General features: G+C 72.4%; 21 protein-coding genes. 11 read left to right on the top strand and 10 right to left on the bottom strand.

The window, feature by feature from the left end:
* Window positions 1-104: 104 nt before the first annotated feature.
* The 3 genes from ACGF13_RS03995 to ACGF13_RS04005 all read left to right on the top strand — a co-directional run bounded on the left by ACGF13_RS03995 (window position 105) and on the right by ACGF13_RS04005 (window position 3,452).
* Window positions 105-1,187, top strand: coding sequence for an inositol-3-phosphate synthase (locus tag ACGF13_RS03995; RefSeq protein ID WP_392868653.1), 1,083 nt, complete (start codon window positions 105-107; stop codon window positions 1,185-1,187).
* Window positions 1,188-1,348: 161 nt separating this feature from the next.
* Window positions 1,349-2,671: an MFS transporter gene (locus ACGF13_RS04000; RefSeq protein ID WP_392868655.1), complete on the top strand. Its 1,323-nt coding sequence runs from the start codon at window positions 1,349-1,351 to the stop codon at window positions 2,669-2,671.
* A gap of 109 nt (window positions 2,672-2,780) precedes the next feature.
* Window positions 2,781-3,452, top strand: coding sequence for a hypothetical protein (locus tag ACGF13_RS04005; RefSeq protein ID WP_392868657.1), 672 nt, complete (start codon window positions 2,781-2,783; stop codon window positions 3,450-3,452).
* An 83-nt stretch (window positions 3,453-3,535) separates the two neighbouring features.
* Here ACGF13_RS04005 and ACGF13_RS04010 read toward each other — a convergent pair whose 3' ends face one another.
* Window positions 3,536-4,960, bottom strand: a complete 1,425-nt coding sequence (locus ACGF13_RS04010; protein WP_392868784.1) for a CCA tRNA nucleotidyltransferase — start codon at window positions 4,958-4,960, stop codon at window positions 3,536-3,538.
* Window positions 4,961-5,349: 389 nt separating this feature from the next.
* Here ACGF13_RS04010 and ACGF13_RS04015 point away from each other — a divergent pair, with 389 nt between their 5' ends.
* The 7 genes from ACGF13_RS04015 to trxA all read left to right on the top strand — a co-directional run bounded on the left by ACGF13_RS04015 (window position 5,350) and on the right by trxA (window position 16,046).
* The gene (locus ACGF13_RS04015; RefSeq protein ID WP_392868659.1) at window positions 5,350-7,896 is read left to right on the top strand and encodes a DUF6049 family protein; all 2,547 of its coding nucleotides are present in this window, start codon (window positions 5,350-5,352) and stop codon (window positions 7,894-7,896) included.
* A gap of 57 nt (window positions 7,897-7,953) precedes the next feature.
* Window positions 7,954-10,428, top strand: a complete 2,475-nt coding sequence (gene murJ, locus ACGF13_RS04020) for a murein biosynthesis integral membrane protein MurJ (RefSeq protein WP_392868661.1) — start codon at window positions 7,954-7,956, stop codon at window positions 10,426-10,428.
* 303 nt (window positions 10,429-10,731) lie between these two features.
* Window positions 10,732-12,705, top strand: coding sequence for a protein kinase family protein (locus tag ACGF13_RS04025; protein ID WP_392868663.1), 1,974 nt, complete (start codon window positions 10,732-10,734; stop codon window positions 12,703-12,705).
* A 42-nt stretch (window positions 12,706-12,747) separates the two neighbouring features.
* Window positions 12,748-13,458 (top strand): RNA polymerase sigma factor SigM, encoded by a 711-nt coding sequence (gene sigM / locus ACGF13_RS04030; protein ID WP_392868665.1) that lies wholly within the window; start codon window positions 12,748-12,750, stop codon window positions 13,456-13,458.
* Window positions 13,455-14,450 carry a zf-HC2 domain-containing protein gene (locus tag ACGF13_RS04035; protein ID WP_392868667.1) on the top strand — a complete coding sequence of 332 codons (996 nt, stop codon included), beginning with the start codon at window positions 13,455-13,457 and terminating at the stop codon, window positions 14,448-14,450. Before sigM ends, ACGF13_RS04035 begins: the two co-directional genes overlap by 4 nt.
* Window positions 14,451-14,623: 173 nt before the next feature.
* Complete coding sequence (gene trxB, locus ACGF13_RS04040; protein WP_392868669.1) at window positions 14,624-15,589, top strand: thioredoxin-disulfide reductase; 966 nt, start codon at window positions 14,624-14,626, stop codon at window positions 15,587-15,589.
* Window positions 15,590-15,719: 130 nt separating this feature from the next.
* Window positions 15,720-16,046, top strand: a complete 327-nt coding sequence (gene trxA, locus ACGF13_RS04045) for a thioredoxin (protein ID WP_392868671.1) — start codon at window positions 15,720-15,722, stop codon at window positions 16,044-16,046.
* An 89-nt stretch (window positions 16,047-16,135) separates the two neighbouring features.
* On the opposite strand, the gene ACGF13_RS04050 is transcribed toward trxA, so the two are convergent.
* The 9 genes from ACGF13_RS04050 to rpmH all read right to left on the bottom strand — a co-directional run bounded on the left by ACGF13_RS04050 (window position 16,136) and on the right by rpmH (window position 22,818).
* Complete coding sequence (locus ACGF13_RS04050) at window positions 16,136-16,753, bottom strand: GNAT family N-acetyltransferase (protein ID WP_392868673.1); 618 nt, start codon at window positions 16,751-16,753, stop codon at window positions 16,136-16,138.
* Window positions 16,754-16,885: 132 nt separating this feature from the next.
* Window positions 16,886-17,905, bottom strand: coding sequence for a ParB/RepB/Spo0J family partition protein (locus tag ACGF13_RS04055; protein ID WP_392868675.1), 1,020 nt, complete (start codon window positions 17,903-17,905; stop codon window positions 16,886-16,888).
* Window positions 17,902-18,846 (bottom strand): ParA family protein, encoded by a 945-nt coding sequence (locus ACGF13_RS04060; protein WP_392868786.1) that lies wholly within the window; start codon window positions 18,844-18,846, stop codon window positions 17,902-17,904. The genes ACGF13_RS04055 and ACGF13_RS04060 overlap by 4 nt, the downstream gene beginning before the upstream one ends.
* 274 nt (window positions 18,847-19,120) lie before the next feature.
* Window positions 19,121-19,939: a 16S rRNA (guanine(527)-N(7))-methyltransferase RsmG gene (gene rsmG, locus ACGF13_RS04065; protein WP_392868677.1), complete on the bottom strand. Its 819-nt coding sequence runs from the start codon at window positions 19,937-19,939 to the stop codon at window positions 19,121-19,123.
* Between the two features lie 159 nt (window positions 19,940-20,098).
* A complete protein-coding gene (locus tag ACGF13_RS04070; protein ID WP_392868679.1) occupies window positions 20,099-20,629 on the bottom strand; it encodes a protein jag in 531 nt (176 codons plus the stop codon).
* Window positions 20,630-20,711: 82 nt separating this feature from the next.
* On the bottom strand, window positions 20,712-21,869 hold the full coding sequence (yidC, locus tag ACGF13_RS04075; RefSeq protein WP_392868681.1) for a membrane protein insertase YidC: 1,158 nt from the start codon (window positions 21,867-21,869) through the stop codon (window positions 20,712-20,714).
* Entirely contained in the window at window positions 21,866-22,237 is a 372-nt protein-coding gene (gene yidD / locus ACGF13_RS04080) for a membrane protein insertion efficiency factor YidD (protein ID WP_392868683.1), read from the bottom strand. The genes yidC and yidD overlap by 4 nt, the downstream gene beginning before the upstream one ends.
* On the bottom strand, window positions 22,234-22,662 hold the full coding sequence (rnpA, locus tag ACGF13_RS04085) for a ribonuclease P protein component (RefSeq protein WP_392868684.1): 429 nt from the start codon (window positions 22,660-22,662) through the stop codon (window positions 22,234-22,236). Before rnpA ends, yidD begins: the two co-directional genes overlap by 4 nt.
* Window positions 22,663-22,680: 18 nt before the next feature.
* The gene (gene rpmH, locus ACGF13_RS04090) at window positions 22,681-22,818 is read right to left on the bottom strand and encodes a 50S ribosomal protein L34 (RefSeq protein ID WP_030059672.1); all 138 of its coding nucleotides are present in this window, start codon (window positions 22,816-22,818) and stop codon (window positions 22,681-22,683) included.
* Between the two features lie 354 nt (window positions 22,819-23,172).
* Here rpmH and dnaA point away from each other — a divergent pair, with 354 nt between their 5' ends.
* Window positions 23,173-25,008, top strand: a complete 1,836-nt coding sequence (dnaA, locus tag ACGF13_RS04095) for a chromosomal replication initiator protein DnaA (RefSeq protein WP_392868686.1) — start codon at window positions 23,173-23,175, stop codon at window positions 25,006-25,008.
* Window positions 25,009-25,473 lie beyond the last annotated feature (465 nt).

The raw sequence follows: 25,473 nt of genomic DNA on the forward strand, positions 1-25,473 counted from the left end.
GCGGCAGGATCGGGCGCCTCGCGCCCGTACATGCAGTCATCGAAGAAGCAGGACGAGTTCCGCCGACCCCGGCGGGCCTCATGAGATCACAGGGAGCAACCGGAATGGGTTCGGTTCGCGTAGCCATCGTGGGCGTGGGCAACTGCGCCGCGTCGCTGGTGCAGGGTGTCGAGTACTACAAGGACGCCGACCCGGCCGGCAAGGTCCCCGGGCTGATGCACGTCCAGTTCGGCGACTACCACGTCGGTGACGTGGAGTTCGTCGCCGCCTTCGACGTCGACGCCAAGAAGGTCGGCTTCGACCTGGCCGACGCCATCGGCAACAGCGAGAACAACACCATCAAGATCTGCGACGTGCCGCCGACCGGCGTGACCGTCCAGCGCGGCCACACCCTCGACGGCCTGGGCAAGTACTACCTGGAGACCATCGAGGAGTCGGACGAGGCGCCGGTCGACGTCGTCCAGGTCCTCAAGGACCGCCAGGTCGACGTCCTGGTCTGCTACCTGCCCGTCGGTTCCGAGGCCGCGGCCAAGTTCTACGCCCAGTGCGCCATCGACGCCAAGGTCGCCTTCGTGAACGCCCTGCCGGTGTTCATCGCGGGCACCAAGGAGTGGGCGGACAAGTTCACCGAGGCCGGCGTGCCGATCGTCGGTGACGACATCAAGTCCCAGGTCGGCGCGACCATCACGCACCGCGTGATGGCCAAGCTGTTCGAGGACCGCGGTGTCATCCTCGAGCGCACCATGCAGCTGAACGTCGGCGGCAACATGGACTTCAAGAACATGCTCGAGCGCGAGCGCCTGGAGTCCAAGAAGATCTCCAAGACCCAGGCCGTCACCTCGCAGATCCGTGACCGCGAGCTGGGCGCCAAGAACGTCCACATCGGTCCCTCGGACTACGTGGCCTGGCTGGACGACCGCAAGTGGGCGTACGTCCGCCTCGAGGGCAAGGCCTTCGGCGACGTCCCGCTGAACCTGGAGTACAAGCTGGAGGTCTGGGACTCCCCGAACTCCGCCGGTGTCATCATCGACGCCGTCCGCGCCGCGAAGATCGCCAAGGACCGCGGCATCGGCGGCCCGATCCTCTCGGCCTCCTCGTACTTCATGAAGTCCCCGCCGGTGCAGTACTTCGACGACGAGGCCAAGGAGAACGTCGAGAAGTTCATCCGCGGCGAGGTCGAGCGCTGAGCGCTCGAGCACTGAGGGGCGGTCCGACGTCTGAGGTTTGAGATCTGAGCTGCCCCGTAGCTCGCAGGAAGGGCCCACGGTCTGCCGACCGTGGGCCCTTCACGTTCTCGCAGCCAATGTTTCACGTGAAACGGCGACCGGTTCCGTGGCACCCTGGGCAGGTGGCGATCACCGAGAACGGCAGCACCCACCGGTCCGCGCACCGGGCCACGCTCCTCGACCTGTTGAAGGGCCGCGACTTCCGGCGGCTGCTGACCGCCCGGGTGCTCTCCCAGCTCTCGGACGGCGTCTTCCAGGTCTCGCTCGCCGCGTACGTGGTCTTCTCCCCCGAGAAGCAGTCCTCCCCCACCGACATCGCCTCGGTGCTGGCCGTGATGCTGCTGCCGTTCTCGGTGATCGGCCCGTTCGCCGGCGTGCTGCTGGACCGCTGGCGCCGCCGCCAGGTGCTCTACTTCGGCAACCTGGCCCGCTTCGGGCTGGGCCTGGGCACCGGCGCGCTGCTGCTGGCCGAGGCGCCGACCTGGCTGTTCTTCGCCTCGGCCCTGCTGGTCACCGCGCTCAACCGGTTCATCCTGGCCGGCCTGTCCGCCGCCCTGCCCCGGGTGGTGGAGCAGGACCAGCTGGTCACCGCCAACGCCCTCTCCCCCACCCTCGGGACGGTCGCGGCCGCCTCGGGCGGGGGCATCGGCTTCCTGCTGCACCAGCTGATGGCCCCCGGGCCGAAGGCCGACGCCGCACTGGTCTCGGTGGCCGCGCTGCTCTACCTGTCGGCCGCGCTGGCCGCCCGGCGGATGGACCGCGACCTGCTCGGACCGGACCGGCACGAGGACCGCCCCGGGCTCGGCCAGGCACTGGTCCGGGCCGCCGTCGAACTCGGCGCCGCGGTGCGCCACCTGGTCCGGGACTGCCGGCCCGCCGTGCACGCGCTGGCCGCCGTCACCGCGGCCCGGTTCTGCTACGGCGTGCTGATCGTGGTCGTGGTGATGCTCGCCCGCTACACCTTCAACGACCCGACCGACAGCGCGGCCGGGCTGGTCACCCTCGGCCAGGCGGTCGGCCTGTCCGCCGCCGGGTTCTTCGTCGCCGCTCTGGTCAGCCCCTGGTGCACCCGTCGGCTGGGCCTGGCCGGGTGGATGACGGCCTGTCTGGTCGCCCCGGTGGTCTTCGTCCCGGCGCTGGGCCTGAGCTTCACGCTGGTGCCCTGCCTGATCGCCGCCCTGCTGCTCGGGGTGGTCACCCAGGGCACCAAGATCTGCGCCGACACGGTGGTGCAGGAGTCGGTCGAGGACGAGTACCGCGGCCGGGTCTTCGCCATCTACGACGTGCTGTTCAACGTCGCCTTCGTGGCCGCCGCCCTGGTCACGGCGCTGGTGCTGCCGCTGTCCGGCCGCTCGGTCGGGGTGGTGATCGGGGTCGCCGGGGTATACGCACTGACGGCGGTGCTCTACCTTCGCTCCGCCCGCCGGCACCCGCTCCCCCACTGACCAGGTCTCCTGCGGAGCCCTCGGGGGTTCGCGGCCGAAGGCGCCCCACCGACTCGCTAAGGTATCGGACCTGTCGGATCGACAGAACTCTGTCTCGGGGGACGAACTGATGAGCACACCACCCAATCCGTACGGGCCGGCCCCGGTGGGACCGCCCGCGGCACCACCGTACGGGGCACCCGTTCCCCCGCCGGCCGCGCCGTACGGACCGCCGCCGGCCTACGGGCAGCCCACGCCGCCGGCCCCGCCCGGCTACGGCCCGCCGCCGGCCTACGGACAGCCGCCGCACGGCCAACAGCCCTACGGGCAGCAGCCGTACGGGCAGCCGGGCCCCAATCCGTACGCACAGCAGCCGGGCCCCAACCCGTACGGCCCCCCGCAGCCCGCCCCCGCGATGCCGCCCACGGCGCCCGCACCGGCCGCCAAGCGCGGCATCCGCTCCAAGCTGCGGATCGTCGGGCTGGTCGGCGGCGGCGTCGCACTGGCGGTGGGCTACTTCGTGGCCGGGCCGAGCGTCAGCAGCGCCAAGCCCGGCGACTGCGTGCGGGCGAGCGGCTCGCGCGACGTCGAGATCGTCAAGTGCACTGACAGCAAAGCGAATTACCGCGTCCTGGCGAAGTTCGAAGGCACCACGGACGTGACCCGCTGCAAGCAGACGCCGCAGACCACGAGCGCGGTCTCGGGCAAGAGCGGCCGCCGCTGGAACAAGAAGCGGTACGTGCTCTGCCTCGGCCCACTGGCGCCCGCCACCACCGGTGTCCCGCCGGTGAAGAAGTCCTGAAGCGACTCGAACGGCCCCGCACGGACGAGGGGTGGCCCCGGCGTTCGGCCGGTGCCACCCCTTTGTCGTGTCGGGCTCCTGGCTCAGCCCTGCTGCTCGGCCCACCAGGCCCGCAGCGCCGAGACCGCCTCCTCGTGCTCCATCGGGCCGTGCTCCAGCCGGAGTTCGAGCATGTGCTTGTACGCCTTGCCGATCTGCGGGCCGGGCGCCAGGCCGAGCAGCTCCATGATCTGGTTGCCGTCCAGCGCCGGGCGGATGGCGTCCAGTTCCTCCCGCGCCTTCAGCTCGTCGATCCGGGTCTCCAGACCGTCGTAGGTGCGGGAGAGCACGGCGGCCTTCTTCTTGTTGCGGGTGGTGCAGTCGGAGCGGGTCAGCTTGTGCAGGCGCTCCAGCAGCGGCCCGGCGTCGGTGACGTAGCGGCGCACCGCGGAGTCGGTCCACTCGCCGCCGCCGTAGCCGTGGAAGCGCAGGTGCAGCTCGACCAGGCGCGAGACGTCCTCGGTCAGCTCCTTGGAGTACTTGAGCTCGCGCATCCGCTTGCGGGTCATCTTGGCGCCGACCACCTCGTGGTGGTGGAAGGAGACCCGGCCGTCCAGCTCGAAGCGGCGGGTGCGCGGCTTGCCGATGTCGTGCAGCAGCGAGGCCAGCCGCAGGGTGAGGTCCGGACCGTCCTGTTCCAGGTCGATGGCCTGCTCCAGGACGGTCAGCGAGTGCTCGTAGACGTCCTTGTGCCGGTGGTGCTCGTCGCGCTCCAGCCGCAGCGCGGGCAGTTCGGGCAGCACGTACCCGGCCAGGCCGGTGTCGACCAGCAGCCGCAGGCCCTTCACCGGGTGCTTGGCCAGCAGCAGCTTGTTCAGCTCGGCCTGGATCCGCTCGGCGGAGACGATGGTGAGCCGCTCGGCCATCGCGGTCATCGCGGCGACCACCTCGGGCGCCGGGTCGAAGTCCAGCTGGGCCGCGAAGCGGGCGGCCCGCATCATCCGCAGCGGGTCGTCGGAGAAGGACTCCTCGGGGGTGGCGGGGGTGCGCAGCACCCGGGCCTCGAGGTCCTCCAGGCCGTGGTGCGGGTCGACGAAGCCGCGGCCGGGCAGGTCGACGGCCATCGCGTTGACCGTGAAGTCCCGGCGGACCAGGTCCTCCTCGATGGTGTCGCCGTAGCTGACCTCGGGCTTGCGCGAGGTGCGGTCGTACGCCTCGGAGCGGTAGGTGGTGATCTCGATCAGGAAGGATCCCTCGGGGGTGTCCTTGCGGGCGCCGACCGTGCCGAAGGCGATGCCGACGTCCCAGACCGCGTCCGCCCAGCCCTTGACCAGCTTGAGCACCTGCTGCGGGCGGGCGTCGGTGGTGAAGTCCAGGTCGTTGCCGAGCCGGCCGAGCAGCGCGTCCCGGACGGAGCCACCGACCAGCGCCAGCCGGTGACCGGCCGCCTGGAACCGGCGGGCGATCTCGTCGGCGACCGGCGACACCCGCAGCAGCTCTTGGAGGCCGAGGGTCTGGGCCTCGCTCAGGCCTGGTACGACCTGGACGGCGGTGCTGGAACGGTCGGTGCGCGCGGTGGGCTCATTGGCAGTGGACACGGCTCACAAGGGTACGTGGCCGGACAGGTCAACCGCCCGCGCGTTCTGAGCGTCTCACCCCACAGCCCGCAACACTGCACCACGGGCTGCATCGTTACCATGCCGGTGGACGAGTCTCGGGCACCGGACAGGGGATGCGGTGTCGCGCGCCGCGACCACCGCGGAACCTACCCGCGGCAACGGTGCGGCGACGGCGTGGGGCGAAGGGTTCCAGACGTCGGGCGAAGAGTTCCAAGAGGGTCAGGCGAAGACCATCGGGCGGACCGCGCCGGACGGACAGCATCAGCAGCGAACGATCGAGAACGGCGAGGGCGAAGCGAGTGAGTGAGCCGGCACGGCACTCGGGCCTGGGGGCGCACCGACAGCCTGGACGGGCCGAACGCCCGGCCGAGGGGCGTCATCCGGCCCGGCGGGCACGCCGTGCGGGCCTGCGCCTGGCCGCGGCCTGCGCGGCCGTCCTGACCCTCTTCACGGCCTCCCCGGCCGGTGCGCTGCCGGCCGGCGGCAACGTCCGGCCGGCCGGCGACTCCACCGCCACGGCCGAGTACCCGGTGGTGGTGACGATCGACACGCTGAACCCGCAGGTGGCCGTCCCGAACGGCACCGTGACGATCAGCGGGCACGTCACCAACGCCGGCAAGTCGGCGGTCAAGGGCGCCCACGCGGCCGTCCGCAAGCCGAACACCGGCAGGCCGCTGGACCGGCGCAGCGACCTGGCCAACGTGGCCGACCGCTCCACGCCGGACGGCAGGGACGGCGTCGAGCTGGACAGCCCGCAGTACGCCCTGCCGGAGCTGGGCCCGGGGCAGAGCCAGCCGTACACCCTGAGCGTCGCGGTGGGCGACCTCGGGCTCTCCGCGAGCGGCGCGTACGAGCTCGCGGTGGACGCCTGGGGCGGCACGGCCGACAACCCGCGCGACCGCGCCCTGGGCATCGCCCGGACGTTCCTGCCGTACAACGCGGGCGCCGAGGCGCAGCCGACGAAGGTCGCCACGATCTGGCCGCTGGTGCACGCGCCGGTGGTGGCCGCCCAGACCAGCACCGACGGCAACGACCAGACGATCGCGGTGCTGCGCGACGACAGCCTGTCCGCCGAGTTCGCCCCGGGCGGCCGGCTGTACGAGCTGGTCGACACCGGTGCCAAGCTGAACGGCCTGACCTGGGTGATCGACCCGGACCTGCTGGACGCCGCGCTCGCGATGACCAGGCCCTACCGGGTGCAGAAGCCGGGCACCGAGGCGTCGGGCAAGTCGGCCAAGGACGACAACACCGTCCAGCTGCAGCCCTCGGCCGCCGCCGTCGCCTGGCTGGACAAGCTGCGGGCCGCCGTGGCCAAGCCGGGCAGCCAGGTGGTCTCGCTGCCGTACGCCGACCCGGACCTCGCCTCGATCGCCCACAACGGCTCCGACCTGACCGGGATGACCACCGCGCTGAGCAAGGCGGCCACGGCCGGCCGGCTGACCGTCGAGGGCCGGCTCTCGGTGGACACCCGCTCGGACGTCGCCTGGCCGTACCAGGGCTACCTCGACCAGCAGATCGCCGCCCTCGCCCAGCAGGCGGGCAGCGGGACGGTGCTGGTCAACGGCGGGAGCATGCCGGAGGCGGACTCGCTCAACTACACCCCGAGCGCGGCCCGCCCGATCGGCAACGGGCAGAACGCCGTGGTCGCCGACGAGACCGTCTCCGCGCTCTTCGACCGGGACCTGAGCAGCCCGCAGGCGCAGACCGAGTCCACCCAGCGCTTCCTCGCCGAGACCTTCGCGATCACCCACGAGCAGCCGCAGAACCAGCGCGGGCTGCTGGTCATGCCCCCGCGCGAGCTGAGCGCCACCGGCGCCAAGGCGCTGGCGAGCGCCCTCCAGACGGCGGACGGCAAGTGGATCTCCTCGGTCAAGCTGGACGCGGTGGCCCAGTCCGCGGCCGACCCGAAGGCCAACACCGCCGTCCCGGCGCCCACCGACTACCCGACCCAGGCCCGTGCCTCGGAGCTGCCGGCCGACGACCTGAGCAGCACCGACGGGATCCAGCACGACCTGGACACCCTGATGCGGGTGCTCACCCTGCCGCAGCGGGTGCGCGGCCCGTTCAGCGCCGCGATGGTCCGCTCGCTGTCCACCGAGTGGCGCAGCCAGCCGGCGGCCGGGAGCACCTACCGCACCGGCGTCCAGAAGTACCTGAAGGAACTGACCGGCGCCGTCCAGGTGCCGAAGAAGAACGTGGTCACCCTGTCCGGCGACACCGGTCTGCTCCAGGTCAGCGTCCGCAACGACCTGACCCAGACGGTCACCAACCTGAAGCTGGTGCTCACCTCGGCCCAGCCGAACAGGCTGCGGGTGAGCAAGGAGGAGGAACTGGTCCTCCCGGCCTCGCAGAGCGTGACGCTCCGCTTCAACGCCGAGGCGCACAACAACGGGTCGGTCCTGATGACCGCCCAGCTGTGGACCACCGGCCCCGACTCCCGGCCGTACGGCGAGCCGCAGCAGTTCCGGGTGGAGGTCACCTCGGTGACCAACGGGGTGCTGTACATCTTCGCGGGTGCCGGCGTCCTGCTGCTGCTGGCCGCCCTGCGCTTCATGCGCCAGCGCAAGCGGCGCGGCGGGCAGCCGCACGAGGACGGCGACCAGCCGGTCGGGGACGGCCCGGCGACGGACGGCGGCGACGCGGAGCAGGACGCGCCGCGGGACCCGGAGCAGGACGCGACGGAGGCCTCCTCGAAGGACGGGCCGGCGGACCCCGCCGGGCCCCCGGCACCGGACCGGACCGACGGCCCGGACGGCGCCCCCGATGACGGTCCCGCGCAGACACCGCGTGGCAGCAGCCCGGATGGCCGGGATCGGGCCGCCAGTGATGAGAAGGTTGGTCCTTGATACCGCCGATCCCCCGCACCGCCGGGCCGGCCTCCCCCACGACAGCGAAGAGGTGACATGACCGGGCGCAGCGAGGAGCGGCCGCCGGGCCGCGGTGAGAGCCGGCCGGGCGCCGAGTCGCCGTCCGGCGACTGGTACGTGGCCGACACCTACGCCCAGGACCCGTACGCGGCGGACGCGTACGGGCACCCACAGGACGGCCAGGACCCGTACGGTCTGCGGGCCGGTCGGCCCGCCGCGCCCCAGCCGCCGGCCGCCGCGTACGACGTGCCGCCGCAGCTGCCGCCGCAGGGCGGCGGCTACCCGACGCCGGTGCCGCCGACCCCGTACCAGGCCGCGGAGCAGTTCGCGGCCCCGGTGCCGCCGGTGCAGCCCGGCTGGGACACCCCGGCCCAGGCCGCCTGGCCGCAGGAGTCCGCCCCCGCGCAGGCCGCCGGCGGCCACTGGGGCGGCGCCGAGCAGCCCCGGCCGCAGTGGGAGCCGGGCCCGGCGCACTCCGCCTGGGACACCGAGACCACCGAGTACGTCGGGGTGGACGCGCTGTTCGGCGGCCGCCCGGCACAGGCCGCGGCCCAGCCGCCGGTCCCCCAGCCCGCTCCAGCACCCCAGCCGACCGCCCCCGCGGGCGGCCCCGCGCCGTACCCCCCGGCGACCGGCTACCAGGGACCGCCGCCGCACGGCGGCGCCCCGGGCGGACAGCACCACTTCGTGCCGCCGATCGAGTTCGACCCGCCGCTCTCCGAGGAGGAGGCCACCATGCAGGTGGCCGCCGTCGCGGTGCCCCCGGCGGTCGAGCCGCTCGCGGACATCGTCGCCGAGGAGCAGGCCGCCCAGCAGGCGCCCGCGCCCGCCGCCGAACCCGCCGAGCCCGCCAGGGCGGCCGGCGGCGGCAAGGTCTCCAGCCTGCTGAACTCCAGCGCGATCATGGCGGCCGGAACGCTGGTCTCCCGCGGCACCGGCTTCGTCCGGACCATGGTGATCACCGCGGCCATCGGCGTCGGCGTGATGGGTGACTCGTACAACGCCGCGAACACCCTGCCGACCCTGCTGTACATCCTGATCGGCGGCGGCGCGCTGAACGCGGTCTTCGTGCCGCAGCTGGTGCGCAGCATGAAGAACGACGAGGACGGCGGCACGGCGTACGCCAGCCGGCTGCTCACCCTGGTGCTGGTCGGACTCGGCGGCGTGGTCTTCCTGGCCGTGCTCGGGGCACCCGTGCTGGTGCAGATGATCGCCCACTCCACGATGGCGACCCCGGAGAGCGCCGAGACCACGGTGGCGATGGCCCGCTACTGCCTGCCGACCATCTTCTTCATGGGCATCCACGTGGTGATGGGGCAGATCCTCAACGCCCGCGGCCGCTTCGGCGCGATGATGTGGACCCCGGTCCTGAACAACATCGTGGTGATCTTCACCTTCTCCGCCTACATCTGGGTCTACGGCGGGTTCGGCACCACCCACGTCACCCCGGAGGGCATCTCCCCCGAGGGCGTGCGGCTGCTCGGCCTCGGCACCCTGATCGGTCTGGCCGTCCAGTCGCTGGCGATGATCCCGTACCTGCGGGCCGCCGAGTTCCGCTTCCGGCCGCGCTTCGACTGGCGCGGCCACGGCCTGGGCAAGGCCGCCCGGCTGGCCAAGTGGACGTTCTTCTTCGTGCTCGCCAACCAGGCCGGCTACCTGGTGATCACCCAGCTGTCCACCAAGGCGGGCGCCGCCGCGGCGGCGGCCGGCCACAACGGTGTCGGTCTGGCGGCGTTCTCCAACGCGCTGCTGATCTGGCAGCTCCCGCAGGCCGTGATCACCGTGTCGATCATGAGCGCGGTGCTCCCCCGGCTCTCCCGGGCGGCGGCCGACGAGGACGCCGGAGCCGTGCGCGACGACATCTCCTACGGTCTGCGCACCACCGCGGTGGCGGTCGTCCCGGCGGCCTTCCTGTTCCTGTCCCTCGGCCCGGTGATCGGCCGGGCGATCTACGCGGTCGGCGGCAACGACACCGTCCTGAACGACGCCACCAACGTCGGCCTGATGCTCTCCGCGTTCGCGCTGGGCCTGATCCCGTACTCCGCCCAGTACGTGATGCTGCGCGGCTTCTACGCCTACGAGGACACCCGCACCCCGTTCTCCAACACCGTCTGGGTGGCGGCCTGCCAGGCCGGCTTCGCGCTGCTGTGCTGGCTGGTGCTGCCCGCCGAGTGGACGGTGACCGGCCTCGCCTTCGGCTACGGCCTGGCCTACGCCATCGGAGTGGCGGTCGCGATGCCGAAGCTGAAGAAGCGGATCGGCGGGCTGGACACCAAGCGGATCGGCCGGACGTACAGCCGGCTGGCCGCCGCCGGCGTCCCGGCCGCCCTGGTCGGCCTCGGCGCCAGCCTGGGCGTCCAGCAGGTGCTCGGCGGCTGGGCGGGCAGCGTGGCGGCCCTGGTCGTGGCCGGCGGCCTCCAGCTGGCGGTCTTCGTGCTCATCGCGAAGCGCCTGCGGATCGAGGAACTGAACTCCATGCTGGGCATGGTCCGCGGCCGACTGGGCCGCTGACCGTCCGACCACCGGCCGGACGAGCGGGCGCCCTGACCGGGCGTCAACGGGAGCGGCACGCTCCTCCGCTCGTCCGGCCGAGTGCTGCGTCACCCGTCGGTCGGGGTCCTTCCGACCGCCGGATGGCGAGCCGGTGTCGGATCTGCACCACATCTCTCCACCCGCGTGCAACCGCGCGGACGTCTCAGCGGTCGTACCCGGTGGAGAAGAGTGGGCACAATTGTCCTGGAGCACAGGGCCGCCGACCCTCGGGCTCCAGCGACTCTCTCAGGCCGGGGCGACACAAGGGGAGGCAGGACCACGGTGGCTGATGGCACCAAGGCCGTCGTCGACACGTCAGCAGCTGACGCGGCGACGGACGAGGCCGCGCTGGCCGCGGCGATCGACGAGCTCGCGGGCTCGGAGGACGCCGGCGAGGGCGCCTCCGCTGACGCCCGCCGCAAGGGCGCCACCACCGCTGCCGCCGCCGCGCGCACCGAGCCGGACGAGGCCGTGGACGGGGCCTCGGACGACGCGCCGGAGCCCGGACCGGAGGCCGCCTCCGGCGAGGAGACCTCGGAGATCACCGCCCCGCTCTCGGTCCAGGAGCTGCGCGCCGAACTGGCCGCCGGCTCCCCCCGGAAGAAGCCCGCCCCCGAACCCGCCCGACCCGCGCGCCGCCCCACCGACCCGCAGCCCACGGTCGACCCGCGCGACACCGCCACCCTCCCGCGCACCCTCCCCGCCCCGCAGCGCCGCAGCGGCGACATGATCGGCCACCGGTACCGGCTGGAGGAGTGCATCTCCCAGACCGAGACCTTCAGCAGCTGGCGCGCCGTCGACGAGAAGCTGCGCCGGGCCGTCGGCGTCCACCTGATGGCCTCCGGCCACCAGCGGGCCCGCAAGGTTCTCGCCGCGGCCAAGTCCGCCGCACTGCTCGGCGACCCGCGCTTCGTCCAGGTGCTGGACGCCGTCCACGAGGGCGAGCTGGTCTACGTCGTGCGGGAGTGGCTGCCGCACTCCTCCGACCTGGCCAAGCTGCTCGCGAACGGACCGATGGAGCCGCACGAGGCGTACCAGATGGTCCGCCAGGTCGCCGACGCCGTCGCGGCCGCCCACCGGCGCGGGCAGGCCCACCTGCGGCTCACCCCGCGCTGCGTGCTGCGCACCGACAGCGGCCAGTACCGGATCAACGGCATCGCGGTGGACGCCGCGCTGCGCGGGCTGCCCGAGGAGGGGGCCGAGGACGCCCAGCGGGCCGACACCCGTGCGATCGGCGCGCTGCTGTTCGCCGCGCTCACCCACCGCTGGCCGTACCCGGAGGACCGCTACGACCTCCAGGGCCTGCCCAAGGGCCTCCAGAACGCCGCGCCCGACCAGGTCCGCGCCGGGGTCCACAAGGGCCTGTCCGAGCTCGCCGCGCGGGCGCTGTTCGACCAGCCGCCGCACCACGCCCGGCCGATCAGCACACCGGAGGAGCTGGTCCGGGCGATCGCCCAGATGCCCCGGATCCGCCAGCCCGAGCCGGAGCTGCCCGCCTTCCCCACCCCGCCCCGGCACAACACCCACGCGCTGCCCACCGCCCCCAACCCGACCCGGGTCGCCGACACCACCGTCGCCCCGCTGCCGGCCTCCTCCCGCCCCGTCTCCTCCCGGCGCGCCCGGCGGCGGCTGCGCCGGGTGATCAAGGCCACCGCCTGGACGGTCGCGCTGGGCGCGATCGGCGTCGCCTCCTGGCAGTTCGTCGACACCCTGCGGCACACCGGGGGGGCCACCGCGTCCCCGGCCCCGTCGGTCAGCAGCACCGCGCCGAGCCCGCAGGCCAGCACCCACAACCCGGTGCAGCTCACCGTCAAGGGCGCGCAGTCGTACACCCAGCCGGGCGACGGGACCGAGGGCAGCGACAACCCGGCGAAGGCCGTGGACGGCGACTCGAACACCGCCTGGAACACCCAGTGGTACAACGACCAGTTCGGCCTCAAGGCCCCCGCCCTCAAGTCGGGCACCGGCCTGTTGATCGACCTCGGCTCGTCGCAGGCGGTCTCCTCGGTGAGCGTCCAGTTCGGCGGCGAGCACACCGCGGAACTGCGGGTGCCCACGGCGGCGGCCGCCGCCAACCCGATGTCGGCCAGGCTCGACGGCTTCACGGTCGTCGGCAAGAAGAACGGGAGCAACGTCGAGTACACCCTCGACACCCCGGTCACCACGCGCTACCTCTTGCTCTGGCTGACCGCTCTGCCGAAGGATGCCGCCGGGAGGTTCGCCGGCCAGGTCGCCGAGGTCAAGGTCTTCGGCTGACCGCGGTTCGGTGGATCCGGCACGAGGGCAGGGGGTCGAGGCGTGACGGTGGCGGACGACGACGCGGCACTGCTCGCCCGGCACGTCGCCGGCGACCCGGCGGCCTTCGGCCTGCTGGTGGACCGCCACCGCGACCGGCTCTGGGCGGTCGCCCTGCGCACCCTGGGCGACCGCGAGGAGGCCGCCGACGCCCTCCAGGACGCCCTGGTCTCCGCCTTCCGCGCCGCCGCCGGCTTCCAGGGCCGCTCGGCGGTCACCACCTGGTTGCACCGGATCGTGGTCAACGCCTGCCTGGACCGCGCCCGGCGCAGCGCCACCCGCCGCACCACCCCGCTCGACGAGGACCCGCAGCGGCTGGACGCCCTGGTCGGCGCCGCCGAGCCGGCCGACTCCCCGGTGGTCCGGGCCGAGCTGCACCGCGAGCTGACCGCGGCGCTCGCCGAGCTGCCCGCGGAGCAGCGGGCCGCGCTGGTGCTGGTCGACATGCAGGGCTACCCGGTGGCGGAGGCCGCCGAGCTGCTGGGCGTCCCGGTGGGCACCGTGAAGAGCCGCTGCGCGCGCGGCCGGGCCCGGCTCCTCCCCCTCGTCCGGCACCTGCGCGAGCCGGATGTTTCACGTGAAACAGCGCCCACGCCCGGCTCGGCCCCGCCGCGCCGGGACACCGCAGGGAACCCGAAGCGCCCCGGAGCCGTCACAGGGACGGGCCCGGGCGCCGGCCGGACGGTCCTGGAAGGAGACGCGAGCACCCGATGAACGCCCACCCCTCCTTCCCCGACCCCGCCGACGGCCACCCCCCGGTCGAGCAGCTGGCCGACCACGCCGAGGGGCTGATCGACTCCCCGGACACCGCCGCGGCGCTGCGGCGGCACCTGGACGGCTGCGCCGAGTGCCGGGAGACCGTCGACGCGCTCGCCGAGGTCCAGGCCCTGCTGGGCGACGTCGAGACCCCGCCGATGCCGGCCGACGTCGCCGCCCGGCTGGACGCGGCGCTGGCCGGGGCCGCCGCGGAAGCGGCCGCCGGGACCGGACCCGAAGCCGGCGAGCGGCCGCAGGAGGCCTCCGCGGCGGACCGCCGGGCCGAGGCCCCGGCCCGGCCCCCGCGCGCCGCCACGGCGCCCGTCACGCCCTCCTCCGCCGCCTCCCGGCCCGCGGCGAGGCCCGGGGATCGCCCCTCCGGACGGCCCGGACCGGCCACCGGCCCCGGTCGTGCCCGCCCCCGGCGGCGGCGCTTCGCCCTGCTGCTCGGCACGGCCGCCGCCCTGGCCGCCCTCGGGCTCGGCGGGGCACTGCTGCTGCACCCCGACGACCGGTCCGACCCGGTGACGGCCACCGCGGGCGCCGCCCCGAACACCACCGCCGACGGCCACGGCACCCCGCACCTGGCGGGAGCCGGCACCGACTACCGCGAGGACGAACTCGCCACCCAGGTCCAGCAGTTGCTCGCCCGTTCGGAGAACCTCCCGGGGCTGCGGGCCACGGGGCCCGCCAAGTCCGGGACCGCCCTGCCCGCCGACGGCGCCCGCCCGCAGCCCGACTCGCCCCCGCCCACCGCCTCCCCCACCGGTTCGGGCTGCCCGGCCCCCGCCGACGGCACCCCGCTCGCCACCGACCGCGGCAGCCACCACGGTGCCCCGGTCGACGTCCTGGTCTACCCGCTGCCCGGCCGACCCGGCTTCGTCGACGTCTACCTGCGCTCCCCCGACTGCGGTCCGGTCGTCCTCCACCAGGCCGTTCCCAGCCGCTGACCGGCGGTTCCCATGCGATCCACGCCGACGGCGCCACGCCGCTTCCGGACCCCGGGCGCCTGGTACTGATCCGCCTGGGAATGCGAGACACTGGTCAGTCGTTGTCCCGGGCGGCGGAGCAGGACCGCCCTCCCCGCAGCAAACGCGGGTCGCGATGCGAACCAGGAGAAGCAGTGAGCGACGTCCGTAACGTGATCATCATCGGTTCCGGCCCGGCCGGGTACACGGCTGCGCTCTACACGGCCCGTGCCTCCCTCAAGCCGCTGGTCTTCGAGGGGGCCGTCACCGCCGGTGGTGCGCTCATGAACACCACCGAGGTCGAGAACTTCCCGGGCTTCCGGGACGGCATCATGGGCCCCGAGCTGATGGACAACATGCGGGCCCAGGCCGAGCGCTTCGGCGCCGAGCTGATCCCCGACGACATCGTCGCGGTCGACCTCACCGGTGACATCAAGACCGTCACCGACTCCGAGGGCAACGTCCACAGGGCGCGCGCCGTGATCGTCACCACCGGCTCCCAGCACCGCAAGCTCGGCCTGCCGAACGAGGACAAGCTCTCCGGCCGCGGCGTCTCCTGGTGCGCCACCTGCGACGGCTTCTTCTTCCGCGACCAGGACATCGCGGTGGTCGGCGGCGGCGACACCGCCCTGGAGGAGGCGACCTTCCTCTCCCGCTTCGCCAGGAGCGTCACGATCATCCACCGCCGGGACACCCTGCGCGCCTCCAAGGCGATGCAGGAGCGCGCCTTCGCCGACCCGAAGATCCGCTTCGAGTGGGACAGCGCGGTCGAGGCCATCCACGGCGACCCGAAGCTGAGCGGCGTCACCCTGCGCGACACCACCACCGGCGAGACCCGCGAGCTGGCCGTCACCGGTCTGTTCATCGCGATCGGCCACGACCCGCGCACCGAGCTCTTCAAGGGCCAGCTGGACCTGGACGCCGAGGGCTACCTCAAGGTCGAGGCCCCCTCCACCCGGACCAACATCCCGGGCGTGTTCGGCGCCGGCGACGTCGTGGACCACACCTACCGCCAGGCCATCACGGCCGCCGGCACCGGCTGCTCCTCCGCCCTGGACGCCGAGCGCTACCTGGCCGCGCTGGACGACCTGGAGTCCAAGGCCGCCGCCGTCGCGGTCTGAGCCCTCCCCGATCCACCCCCGCGGGGGTGTTCCACGTGAAACACCCCCGCCCCGGCCGGGCAGAAACAGAACGGGCCCATCCGTTGTTCTTCCGGCAGCAGCCCCCTCCGTCCTAACCCGAGGAGTTCCCGTGGCCGGCGCCACCACCACCGTCACCGATGCGACGTTCGAGAACGACGTCCTGAAGAGCGAGAAGCCCGTACTGGTCGACTTCTGGGCCACCTGGTGCGGCCCGTGCCGCCAGGTCGCCCCGGTCCTGGACGACATCGCGGCCGAGCACGGCGACAAGCTGACCATCGCCAAGCTCGACGTGGACGCCAACCAGGCGACCGCCGCCAAGTACGGCGTCATCTCGATCCCGACCCTGATCGTCTACAAGGACGGCGAGCCGGTGAAGTCCATCACCGGTGCCCGTCCGAAGGCCGCGCTGCTGCGCGAGCTGGCCGAGTTCATCTAGGCCTTCCGGTCGTCGACCGCACGGCGGCGGGGCTCCCCTCGGTGGGGAGCCCCGCCGCCGTCGTTCTGTCGGGACCCGCCGGACGGGTTTCAGAACGGCCGCAGTGCCGGCTCCTTGCGCCCGCCGCCGAGCAGCCGCTCCAGCGCCCCCTCCACGTCCCCCCGCCAGGAGAGCGTCGTCCGCGCCTCCAGCCGCAGCCGCGGGTAGCGCGGGTGCGGGCGGACGGTCTTGAAGCCGACCGCGAGCAGGTGGTCGGCCGGCAGCACGCAGCTGGTCGGCACCCGCCCGGCCGAGCCAAAGGCCTCGATCGCCCGCACCCCGCGCCCGATCAGGTCCTTGGCCACGGTCTGCACCAGCACCCGGCCGAGCCCCTGGCGCTGGTAGCCCGGCAGCACCCGGCTGACCATCAGCTGAACGGCGTCCGGCGAGACCGGACTGGTCGGGAAGGACTGCGAGCGGGGGACGTAGGCGGGTGGCGCGTACAGCACGAACCCCGCCGGCTGGTCGTCCACATAGACGATCCGGCCGCAGGATCCCCACTCCAGCAGCACCGTGGAGATCCACCCCTCCTTCTCCAGCTCCGGCTTGCCCGCCTCCACCGCCTCCCTCGCGCTGACCGGGTCCAGCTCCCAGAACACGCAGGAGCGGCAGCCGGTCGGCAGGTCCCCGAGGTTGTCCAGCGTCAGCGGAGCGATCCGCCGTCCCATGGCCCCACCTCCTCCTCCCTCTCACGGTCGAGCATTCCCCCACGAACGCCGATGGGTGCATGTTTCACGTGAAACAGCGCTCACGTGGAACACACACCCATCGGGTCGTTGCCCTCGGCCGGCCGGTCCGGCTCAGCCCTGCGACAGCCGCAGACCGTCCTCGCCGGGGGCCATGCTGTCCAGGATCCGGTTCAGGTCCTCCACCGAGCCGAACTCCAGCACCACCTTGCCCTTGCCCAGCTTGCCGCCGCGCTGCGACACCTCGACCTTGACCCGGGTGTCGAAGCGGTCCGACAGCCGGCTCGCCAGGTCGTTGAACGCCGGGGAGTTCAGCTTGCCCGCCTTCGGCGCCTGGCGCTTCGGCTTCTGCTCCAGCTTCATCACCTTGACGATCTCCTCGATGTTGCGCACCGTGAGACCCTCCGCGATGATCCGCTTGGCCAGCCGCTCCTGCTCCTCGGAGTCCGGCACACCGAGCAGCGCCCGGGCGTGCCCGGCCATCAGCGTTCCGGCCACCAGCCGGCGCTGGACGGACGGCGTGAGCTTCATCAGCCGCAGGGTGTTGGTGACGTGCTCGCGCGAGCGGCCGATCCGGTCGGCCAGCTCCTCGTGGGTGCAGGAGAAGTCCCGCAGCAGCTGGTCGTAGGCGGCCGCCTCCTCCAGCGGGTTCAGCTCGGCCCGGTGCAGGTTCTCCAGGAGGGCGTCCAGCAGCAGCTTGTCGTCCTCGGTGGCCCGGACGATCGCCGGGATCCGCTCCAGCCCGGCCTCCCGGGAGGCGCGCCAGCGGCGCTCGCCCATGATCAGCTCGAAGCCGTCGGCACCGACCTGGCGCACCACGATCGGCTGGAGCAGCCCGACCTCCTTGATGGAGGTGACCAGCTCGGCCAGCTTGTCCTCGTCGAAGACCTCACGCGGCTGGCGGGGGTTGGGGGTGATCGCGTCCAGCGGCAGCTCGGCGAAGTAGGCACCAGCCGGCTGCACCTGCTCGGCCTGCTTCTCCGCGGCCACCCGGGCCGCCACCGTGCCGCGGCCGCCCGGCAGCGGCCGCACCGGGGCCGGTGCGGGTGCGACTGCCGCCCCGCCGTCCACCGGCGCGGCGGGGCGGATCAACGCCTCCAGCCCTCGACCCAGACCAACCTTGCGAGCACTCACTGATGACCCTCCGTCGTGCCGTGCTGTGCCACCGGGGCTCCGTGCCTCGGCTGGCCGTCCCGCTGCTGACCCACCAGCGAGCCGCCCCGGCCCACCGCACGCAGCGCGAGCTCGCGGGCGGACTCCAGGTAGGAGAGCGCCCCGGTCGAGCCCGGATCGTAGGTGAGCACCGTCTGCCCGTAGCTGGGCGCCTCCGAGATGCGCACCGAGCGCGGGATCGCCGTGCTCAGCACCTCTTGCGGGAAGTGGGTCCGGACCTCCTCGGCGACCTGGGCGGCCAGCCTGGTCCGGGCGTCGTACATGGTGAGCAGGATGGTCGACACGTGCAGTGCGGGGTTGAGGTGCGCGCGCACCAGCTCGACGTTGCGCAGCAGCTGGCCGAGGCCCTCCAACGCGTAGTACTCGCACTGGATCGGGATCATCACCTCCTGGCCGGCGACCAGGGCGTTGACCGTCAGCAGGCCCAGCGAGGGCGGACAGTCGATCAGGATGTAGTCGAGCGGCTGCTCGTAGGCGGCGATGGCGCGCTGGAGCCGGCTCTCCCGGGCCACCAGGGAGACCAGCTCGATCTCGGCGCCGGCCAGGTCGATGGTGGCGGGGACGCAGAACAGCCCCTCGACGTCGCGCACCGGCTGCACCACGTCGGCCAGCGGCTTGCCCTCCACCAGGACGTCGTAGACGGACGGCACCTCGGCGTGGTGGTCGATGCCGAGCGCCGTGGAGGCGTTGCCCTGCGGGTCGAGGTCGACGACCAGGACGCGTAGGCCGTGCATGGCGAGCGAGGCGGCCATGTTCACGGTGGTGGTGGTCTTGCCCACCCCACCCTTCTGGTTGGCGACCACGATCACCCGGGTGGCGGCGGGCCGGGGCAGTCCCGCACCCGCTCGGCCGATCGCCTGAACCGCAGCCTGGGCAGCCCGTGCGATGGGCGTGTCATCGATCTGGTCGACGGTCTCCGAGTCCTGCATGGGGGTCAGTGTTTCACGTGAAACCGGAGCGGCAACAGTCGCCGCCCGGTCACGGCGGAGGATGCCCGAGAGCAAGGAGCGACGTTTCACGTGAAACACCATGCCCGCTATGCCGGAATTCTGACGTTGCGACACTCCGGTGTTCCGGCGGCGGCCGGGCCGTCACCTGAACGACGACGGGCGGACGCTCCTCCCGTTCAGGAGGCCCGTCCGCCCGTCGTCGTCACGTGTCCGGAGTCACCCCGGATCAGCGGCCGCGGCGCCGCCCGCCCCGGCCGCGCTCACCGTTGCGGACGCTCGCGTTGCGGCCCGCCCGGGCCGCCTTGGCGCGCCGAGTGGCCGCCTTCACCCCGCCGGGGCTCTCCCCCGCCTTCACCTGGATCACCCGGGTGGAGGTCTCCAGGGTGCCCTCGCCGACCGCGATGACGCTCGACTCCACCGCGCCCAGCTTGGCGAGCCCGGCCCGCGACTCGGCCAGCTCCTGCTCCGCGCTGTCACCCTTGAGCGCCAGCATCTGCCCGTGCGGGCGCAGCAGCGGCATGCCCCAGCCGGCCAGCCGGTCCAGCGGCGCCACCGCCCGGGCGGTCACCACGTCCACCGCGAGCTTGCCGACCATCTCCTCGGCGCGGCCGCGCAGCACCGTGACGTTGTCCAGCCCCAGCTCCCGGACGACCTCCTCCAGGAAGGTGGTCCGGCGCAGCAGCGGCTCCAGCAGCGTCACCGAGACGTCCGGACGGGCCAGCGCCACCGGGATGCCCGGCAGACCGGCCCCGGACCCGACGTCGCACAGCGTGATGCCGGAAGGCAGCAGCTCGGCCAGCACCGCACAGTTCAGCACGTGGCGGTCCCAGAGCCGGGGCACCTCACGGGGCCCGATCAGCCCGCGCTGCACACCCGCCGTGGCCAGCAGCTCGGTATAGCGGACTGCGGCGTCGTAGCGCTCCCCGAAGACCTCCCGGGCGACGGCCGGCGCCTCGGTCAGTTGCTCCGCCTCGGTGGCCCGCCCCTCAGCGGCCGGGTCCACGTCCGCCCCCGGCCGGCCGGCGGCCGCGTTCTCCGTGTCCATCTCGACCTCTCCGATCCCCGGATCCACCGACCCGCTCAACGCACTGTTTCACGTGAAACATCCCAGAAGGGACGACGACCCCGCCCGCACGAGGCGGACGGGGTCGCGTCCGGTGAAGCTCTCCGGCCGCCGTGGCGGTCGGTCGTCGACCTGTCGGCCTCAGACCGGCAGCACGACCACGCACCGCTGGGGCTCTTCGCCCTCGGACTCGCTGCGCAGGCCCGCCGCGGCGACCGCGTCGTGGACGACCTTGCGCTCGAAGGGCGTCATCGGCCGCAGCTTGACCTGCTCGCCGGTGCTCTTGGCCTGCTCGGCGGCCTTGGCGCCGAGCGCCGCCAGCTCCTCGCGCTTGCGGGCCCGGAAGCCGGCAATGTCCAGCATGAGGCGGCTGCGCTCGCCGGTCTCCCGGTGGACAGCCAACCGGGTCAGCTCCTGGAGAGCCTCCAGCACCTCGCCGTCCTGGCCGACCAGGCGCTGCAGCGCGCGGTCGTTGCCGTCACTGACGATGGAGACCAGGGCGCGGTCGCCCTCGACGTCCATGTCGATGTCACCGTCGAGATCGGCGATGTCGAGCAGACCCTCCAGGTAGTCCGCCGCGATGTCGCCCTCCTGCTCCAGGCGGGAGATGAGGCTCTCGTCGGCGCTGGCGGCGGCCTCGGCCTCGACGGCGGAGGTGGTGCCTTCCGTCACTGATGGACTCCTTCGGAGATGGGCCCGTCTGTCGGGCCGGGGACGAAGCTCTTCGCGGCTGTCACAACGGGCTCGGGACCGGTCAGGACTTCTTCTTCGGCCGCTGGCCGCCACCGCGCTTCGGCTGCTGCCGGGTGCCCTGCTTGGTGCCGGCGGGCTTGGCCGCGGCCTGCTTGGCGGCCGCCGGCTTGCCCTCGGGCTCGGCGGGGGTGGAGTCGGCCGGCTCCTCGGCCGGGGTGTCCTTGTCCAGCTCGACGGTCGGCTGTCCGGCACCGCCCTGCTGGCGCTGGGACTTGCTCTGCCGACGGGGCTGCTGGCGGCGCACCTGCGCCGCCTCCTCGACCACCGCGGCGGCGCTGGCCGCCTCGCTGACGGCCGCCTTGGACGGGGGCAGCATGCCCCAGAGCGCGCCCTTGATCTCCGTACCGTCCGAACGCAGTCGGCCGGCCTTCTTCAGGCGCTCCTGGCGCTCCTGGAAGGCCTTGCTGCCCGGGGTCGGGTTGTTGTGGATGACGACCAGCTGCTGGCCCATCGACCAGACGTTGGTGGTCAGCCAGTAGACCAGGACACCGACGGGGAAGTTGATGCCCATCACGGCGAACATGATCGGGAAGACGTACATCAGCATCTTCTGCTGCTGCATGAACGGCGTCTTCACCGTGAGGTCGACGTTCTTCGTCATCAGCTGGCGCTGGGTGATGAACTGCGACAGCGACATCAGGATGATCATCACGGCGGTGACGATCTTGACGTTGGTCTCGGGGCTGCTGACGAAGGTCGCGGAGAGCGGGGCACCGAAGATGTGCGCCTTGCCGGCGCTCACCAGCAGGTCACCGTGGATGACGCCGATGTCCTGGCCCTTGGCGACCTTGGCGAGCACACCGTAGAGGGCGGTGAAGAACGGCGCCTGGACGATGATGGGAAGGCAGCTGGAGAACGGGTTGGTACCCGCCTCCTTGTACAGCTTCATCATCTCTTCGGACTGGCGCTGCCGGTCGTTCTTGTAGCGCTCCTGGATGGCCTTCATCTTCGGCTGGATCGCCTGCATGGCCCGGGTCGCCTTGATCTGCTTCACGAAGAGCGGGATCAGGCAGATCCGGATGACGACCACCATCGAGGCGATGGCGAGGCCCCAGGCCCAGCCACCGTCCGGATTGAAGATGTGGCTGTACAGCGAGTGGAACTGGACGATGATCCAGGACACCGCTGTGTACAGGGGATTCAGGAAGGAGAAGGTCACCGGTCAGGCTCCTTGGACAGGTGGATTGGCCGCACGGGGCCAATGGTCGCCGGGCCCTCGGGGTCCGGACCGGCGGGGGTGGTGGTCACCGGGTCTCCGGTGGCGGACCGGCTGTTCAACCAGTCTCGCAACCGCCGGTGCCACACCGGATGCTTGCGCGGCGGGACGTGATCGACCCCGCCGGGCGTCCACGGATTGCAGCGCAGGATTCGCCACGCGGTCAGCCCGCCGCCCTTGACCGCCCCGTGCACCTTCACGGCCTCGTAGCCGTAGTGCGAGCAGGAGGGGTAATAGCGGCAGACCGGACCGAGCAGTGGGCTGATGGTCCACTGGTAGACCCTGATCAGACCCATCAGCAGGTACTTCATCGACCTGCTCCCGTCGGCGCCGTGGCGGCGGGCTCCGTCCTCAGCAACCGCTTCAGTGCCGCGTCCAGGTCACGTTCGAGGTCCTGGTACGAGGCGGTCGCGGCCTGGGGCAGCGCACGCACCACTATCAGGCTACCGGCGGGCAGCCTGAAGAGACGATCACGAACGAGGTGGCGCAACCGGCGCTTGACCAGGTTGCGGACAACCGCCGGGCCGACGGCCTTGCTCACGACGAAACCCGCACGCGCCGAAGGAGTCCCCTCGGCGACGTGCGGGCGGGAGTCGCTGGTCCGGTCGGTCTGCCCCTGCGGGTCACCCTCTCTGCTGAGATGGACGACCAGAAGGGGCCGGCCGGCCCGGCGACCGCGTTTCACCGCGGTCGCGAAGTCCTGGCGCCGCCGCAGCCGATTCTCGGAGGGCAGCACAACAGACTCTGGCGCGGATCAGGCGGACAGGCTGGCGCGGCCCTTGCCACGGCGGGCGGCCAGGATGGCGCGGCCGGCGCGGGTACGCATACGCAGCCGGAAGCCGTGGGTCTTCGCGCGACGACGGTTGTTCGGCTGGAAGGTGCGCTTGCTCACTCGGGGGCTCCTGAGGTGAATCGTAGGATGACGGGGAGTCGCTTGGCCGTCACCGTGCGTCCGCGTGATCTCCCCTGATTTCGGAAATCCGGCCCATCGCCCCAGTTCGGCTGGGGTCTGAGGCAATCCACGGCGCCCGTGCTGCGCGCCTTATGGAGCGGGCGGACCCGCGGACATGCGGCAGCGGCCATCGACAACTCGACCTGGTTACGGTACGCGGGACGGGGCACGAGGGTCAAACCAGCCGCTCCCGACCCGTCTTACCCACAGCCTGTGGACAACGACTTGATCCTGCCCTGTTCGCTGACTACCGTTGCAGAACTTGTCTGGTTTGTTCTTGGAAAGCGTGCACCAGTGGCTGATGTCAACAGCGACCTCGTCCCGGTCTGGGCCAGGGTCGTCGAGCGGCTGGTCAGCGACCCCGATGTCGCGGAGATGGACAAGCAGTGGGTGCAGCGCACCCAGCCGATGTGGATGATGCACGACACCGCCCTGCTGGCGACCCCGAACGAGCGGGCCAAGCAGGTGCTGGAGGGCCGGCTGCTGCCGCAGCTGACCGAGGCCCTCAGCCGCGAGCTCAGCCGCCCGGTCCGGATCGCCGTGATGGTCGACGCCAACGCGGTGCCCACCACCCCCGCGCCCGCCCCCCAGGCCCCCGCCGAGCCCTACCCCGGCCCGGCCGAGGAGGACGACTCCGACTACGGCGGCCAGGGCTACCAGCAGCCGTACGAGCACGGCCAGCCCTACGAGCAGGCGCAGCCGTACGAGCAGGACTACGAGCGCCCCCGCTACGACACCGGCGGCTACGAGCAGCGCCAGGCCCCGTACGGCGGCCCCGGCGGCGGACCGGGCTGGCAGGGCTACCAGGAGCAGCCGCCGGCCTACCGCGACCCGGAGGAGCACGCGCCCCGGCCGCCGCGGCCCGTCCCCGGCCCGCCCGCGACCACCCAGGGCGACCTCTTCGGCGGCGCCTACGGCCCCGGCCCGAACGAGCAGCCGCGCACCGGCGCAGGACGCCGGGCCGGCGGCTCCCGCCCCACCGGCGGACGCCCGGCGGAGAAGTCCGCCCCGGAGCGCTCCGCCGAGCGGCCCGGCGTCCCCGGCGTGCCCGCCCCGCCCGGCGCTCCCCCGGCCGGCGGCTCCCGCAAGGACGAGCCGGCCGCCCGGCTGAACCCCAAGTACCTGTTCGACACCTTCGTCATCGGCGCCAGCAACCGCTTCGCGCACGCGGCGGCGGTGGCCGTCGCCGAGGCCCCGGCCAAGGCGTACAACCCGCTCTTCATCTACGGCGAGTCCGGGCTGGGCAAGACCCACCTGCTGCACGCCATCGGGCACTACTCGCGCAGCCTCTTCCCGGGCACCCGGGTGCGCTACGTGTCCTCGGAGGAGTTCACCAACGAGTTCATCAACTCGATCCGGGACGGCAAGGCGGACACCTTCCGCCGCCGCTACCGGGACATGGACATCCTGCTCGTGGACGACGTCCAGTTCCTCGCGAGCAAGGAGTCCACGCAGGAGGAGTTCTTCCACACCTTCAACACCCTGCACAACGCGAACAAGCAGATCGTCCTCTCCTCGGACCGGCCGCCCAAGCTGCTGACCACGCTGGAGGACCGGCTGCGCAACCGCTTCGAGTGGGGTCTGATCACCGACGTCACCCCGCCGGAGCTGGAGACCCGGATCGCGATCCTGCGCAAGAAGGCGATCCAGGAACAACTCAACGCTCCCGCCGACGTGTTGGAGTTCATCGCGTCCCGGATCACCCGGAACATCCGGGAGCTCGAGGGCGCGCTGATCCGGGTGACGGCCTTCGCCAACCTCAACCGGGCCCCGGTGGACCTGGAGCTGGCCGGGATCGTCCTCAAGGACCTGATCCCGGGCGGGGACGAGGACGCGGGACCGGAGATCACCGCACAGGTCATCATGCAGCAGACGGCCGCGTACTTCGGCCTGAGCGTGGACGACCTCTGCGGATCCTCGCGCAGCCGGGTGCTGGTGACGGCCCGGCAGATCGCGATGTACCTCTGCCGCGAGCTCACCGACCTCTCGCTGCCGAAGATCGGCGCGCAGTTCGGCGGCCGCGACCACACCACGGTGATGCACGCGGACCGCAAGATCCGCTCGCTGATGGCCGAGCGGCGCTCGATCTACAACCAGGTCACCGAACTCACCAACCGCATCAAGAGCTAGCCGGCACGGCACAGCACCGCCACGAGACGGGCCCCCGGGGCGTCAGGAGCGAATCCTGACGCCCCTTTCGCGCGTCCACAGGTGTGCGCCGCGCCCCGACTGGGCAGGGATGCGGTCGACGGACGATCCGCCAGTCCACAGCCCGCGCCGAACAACTGACCGGTGATTCGAAAACCGAGGGCGCGCAAGGCCGTTGTCCACAGGACCGGCCCCTTCTCCACCGTCCACAGGGTGGAGGGTGCGGAGTTATCCAGAATTCGTCCACAGGCCCGTCACCGCTACGCTCTTCCGCGCAGGTCAGGTGCCTGTGGACTTGTGCACAACGGTTATCCACAGGATGTGGACAGTTGACCGCCCGCCAGTGGGCCGTCCGGGTTATCCACCGGTTGTCCCCAGGGTCGGGTCGGTTATCCCCAGGTTGTCCACAGTGGCGTCCACAGTTCGACAACCGTGGACTGGCGTTCA

Origin of the sequence: Kitasatospora sp. NPDC048286 (assembly GCF_043201735.1) — a bacterium.
Taxonomy (GTDB): Bacteria; Actinomycetota; Actinomycetes; order Streptomycetales; family Streptomycetaceae; genus Kitasatospora.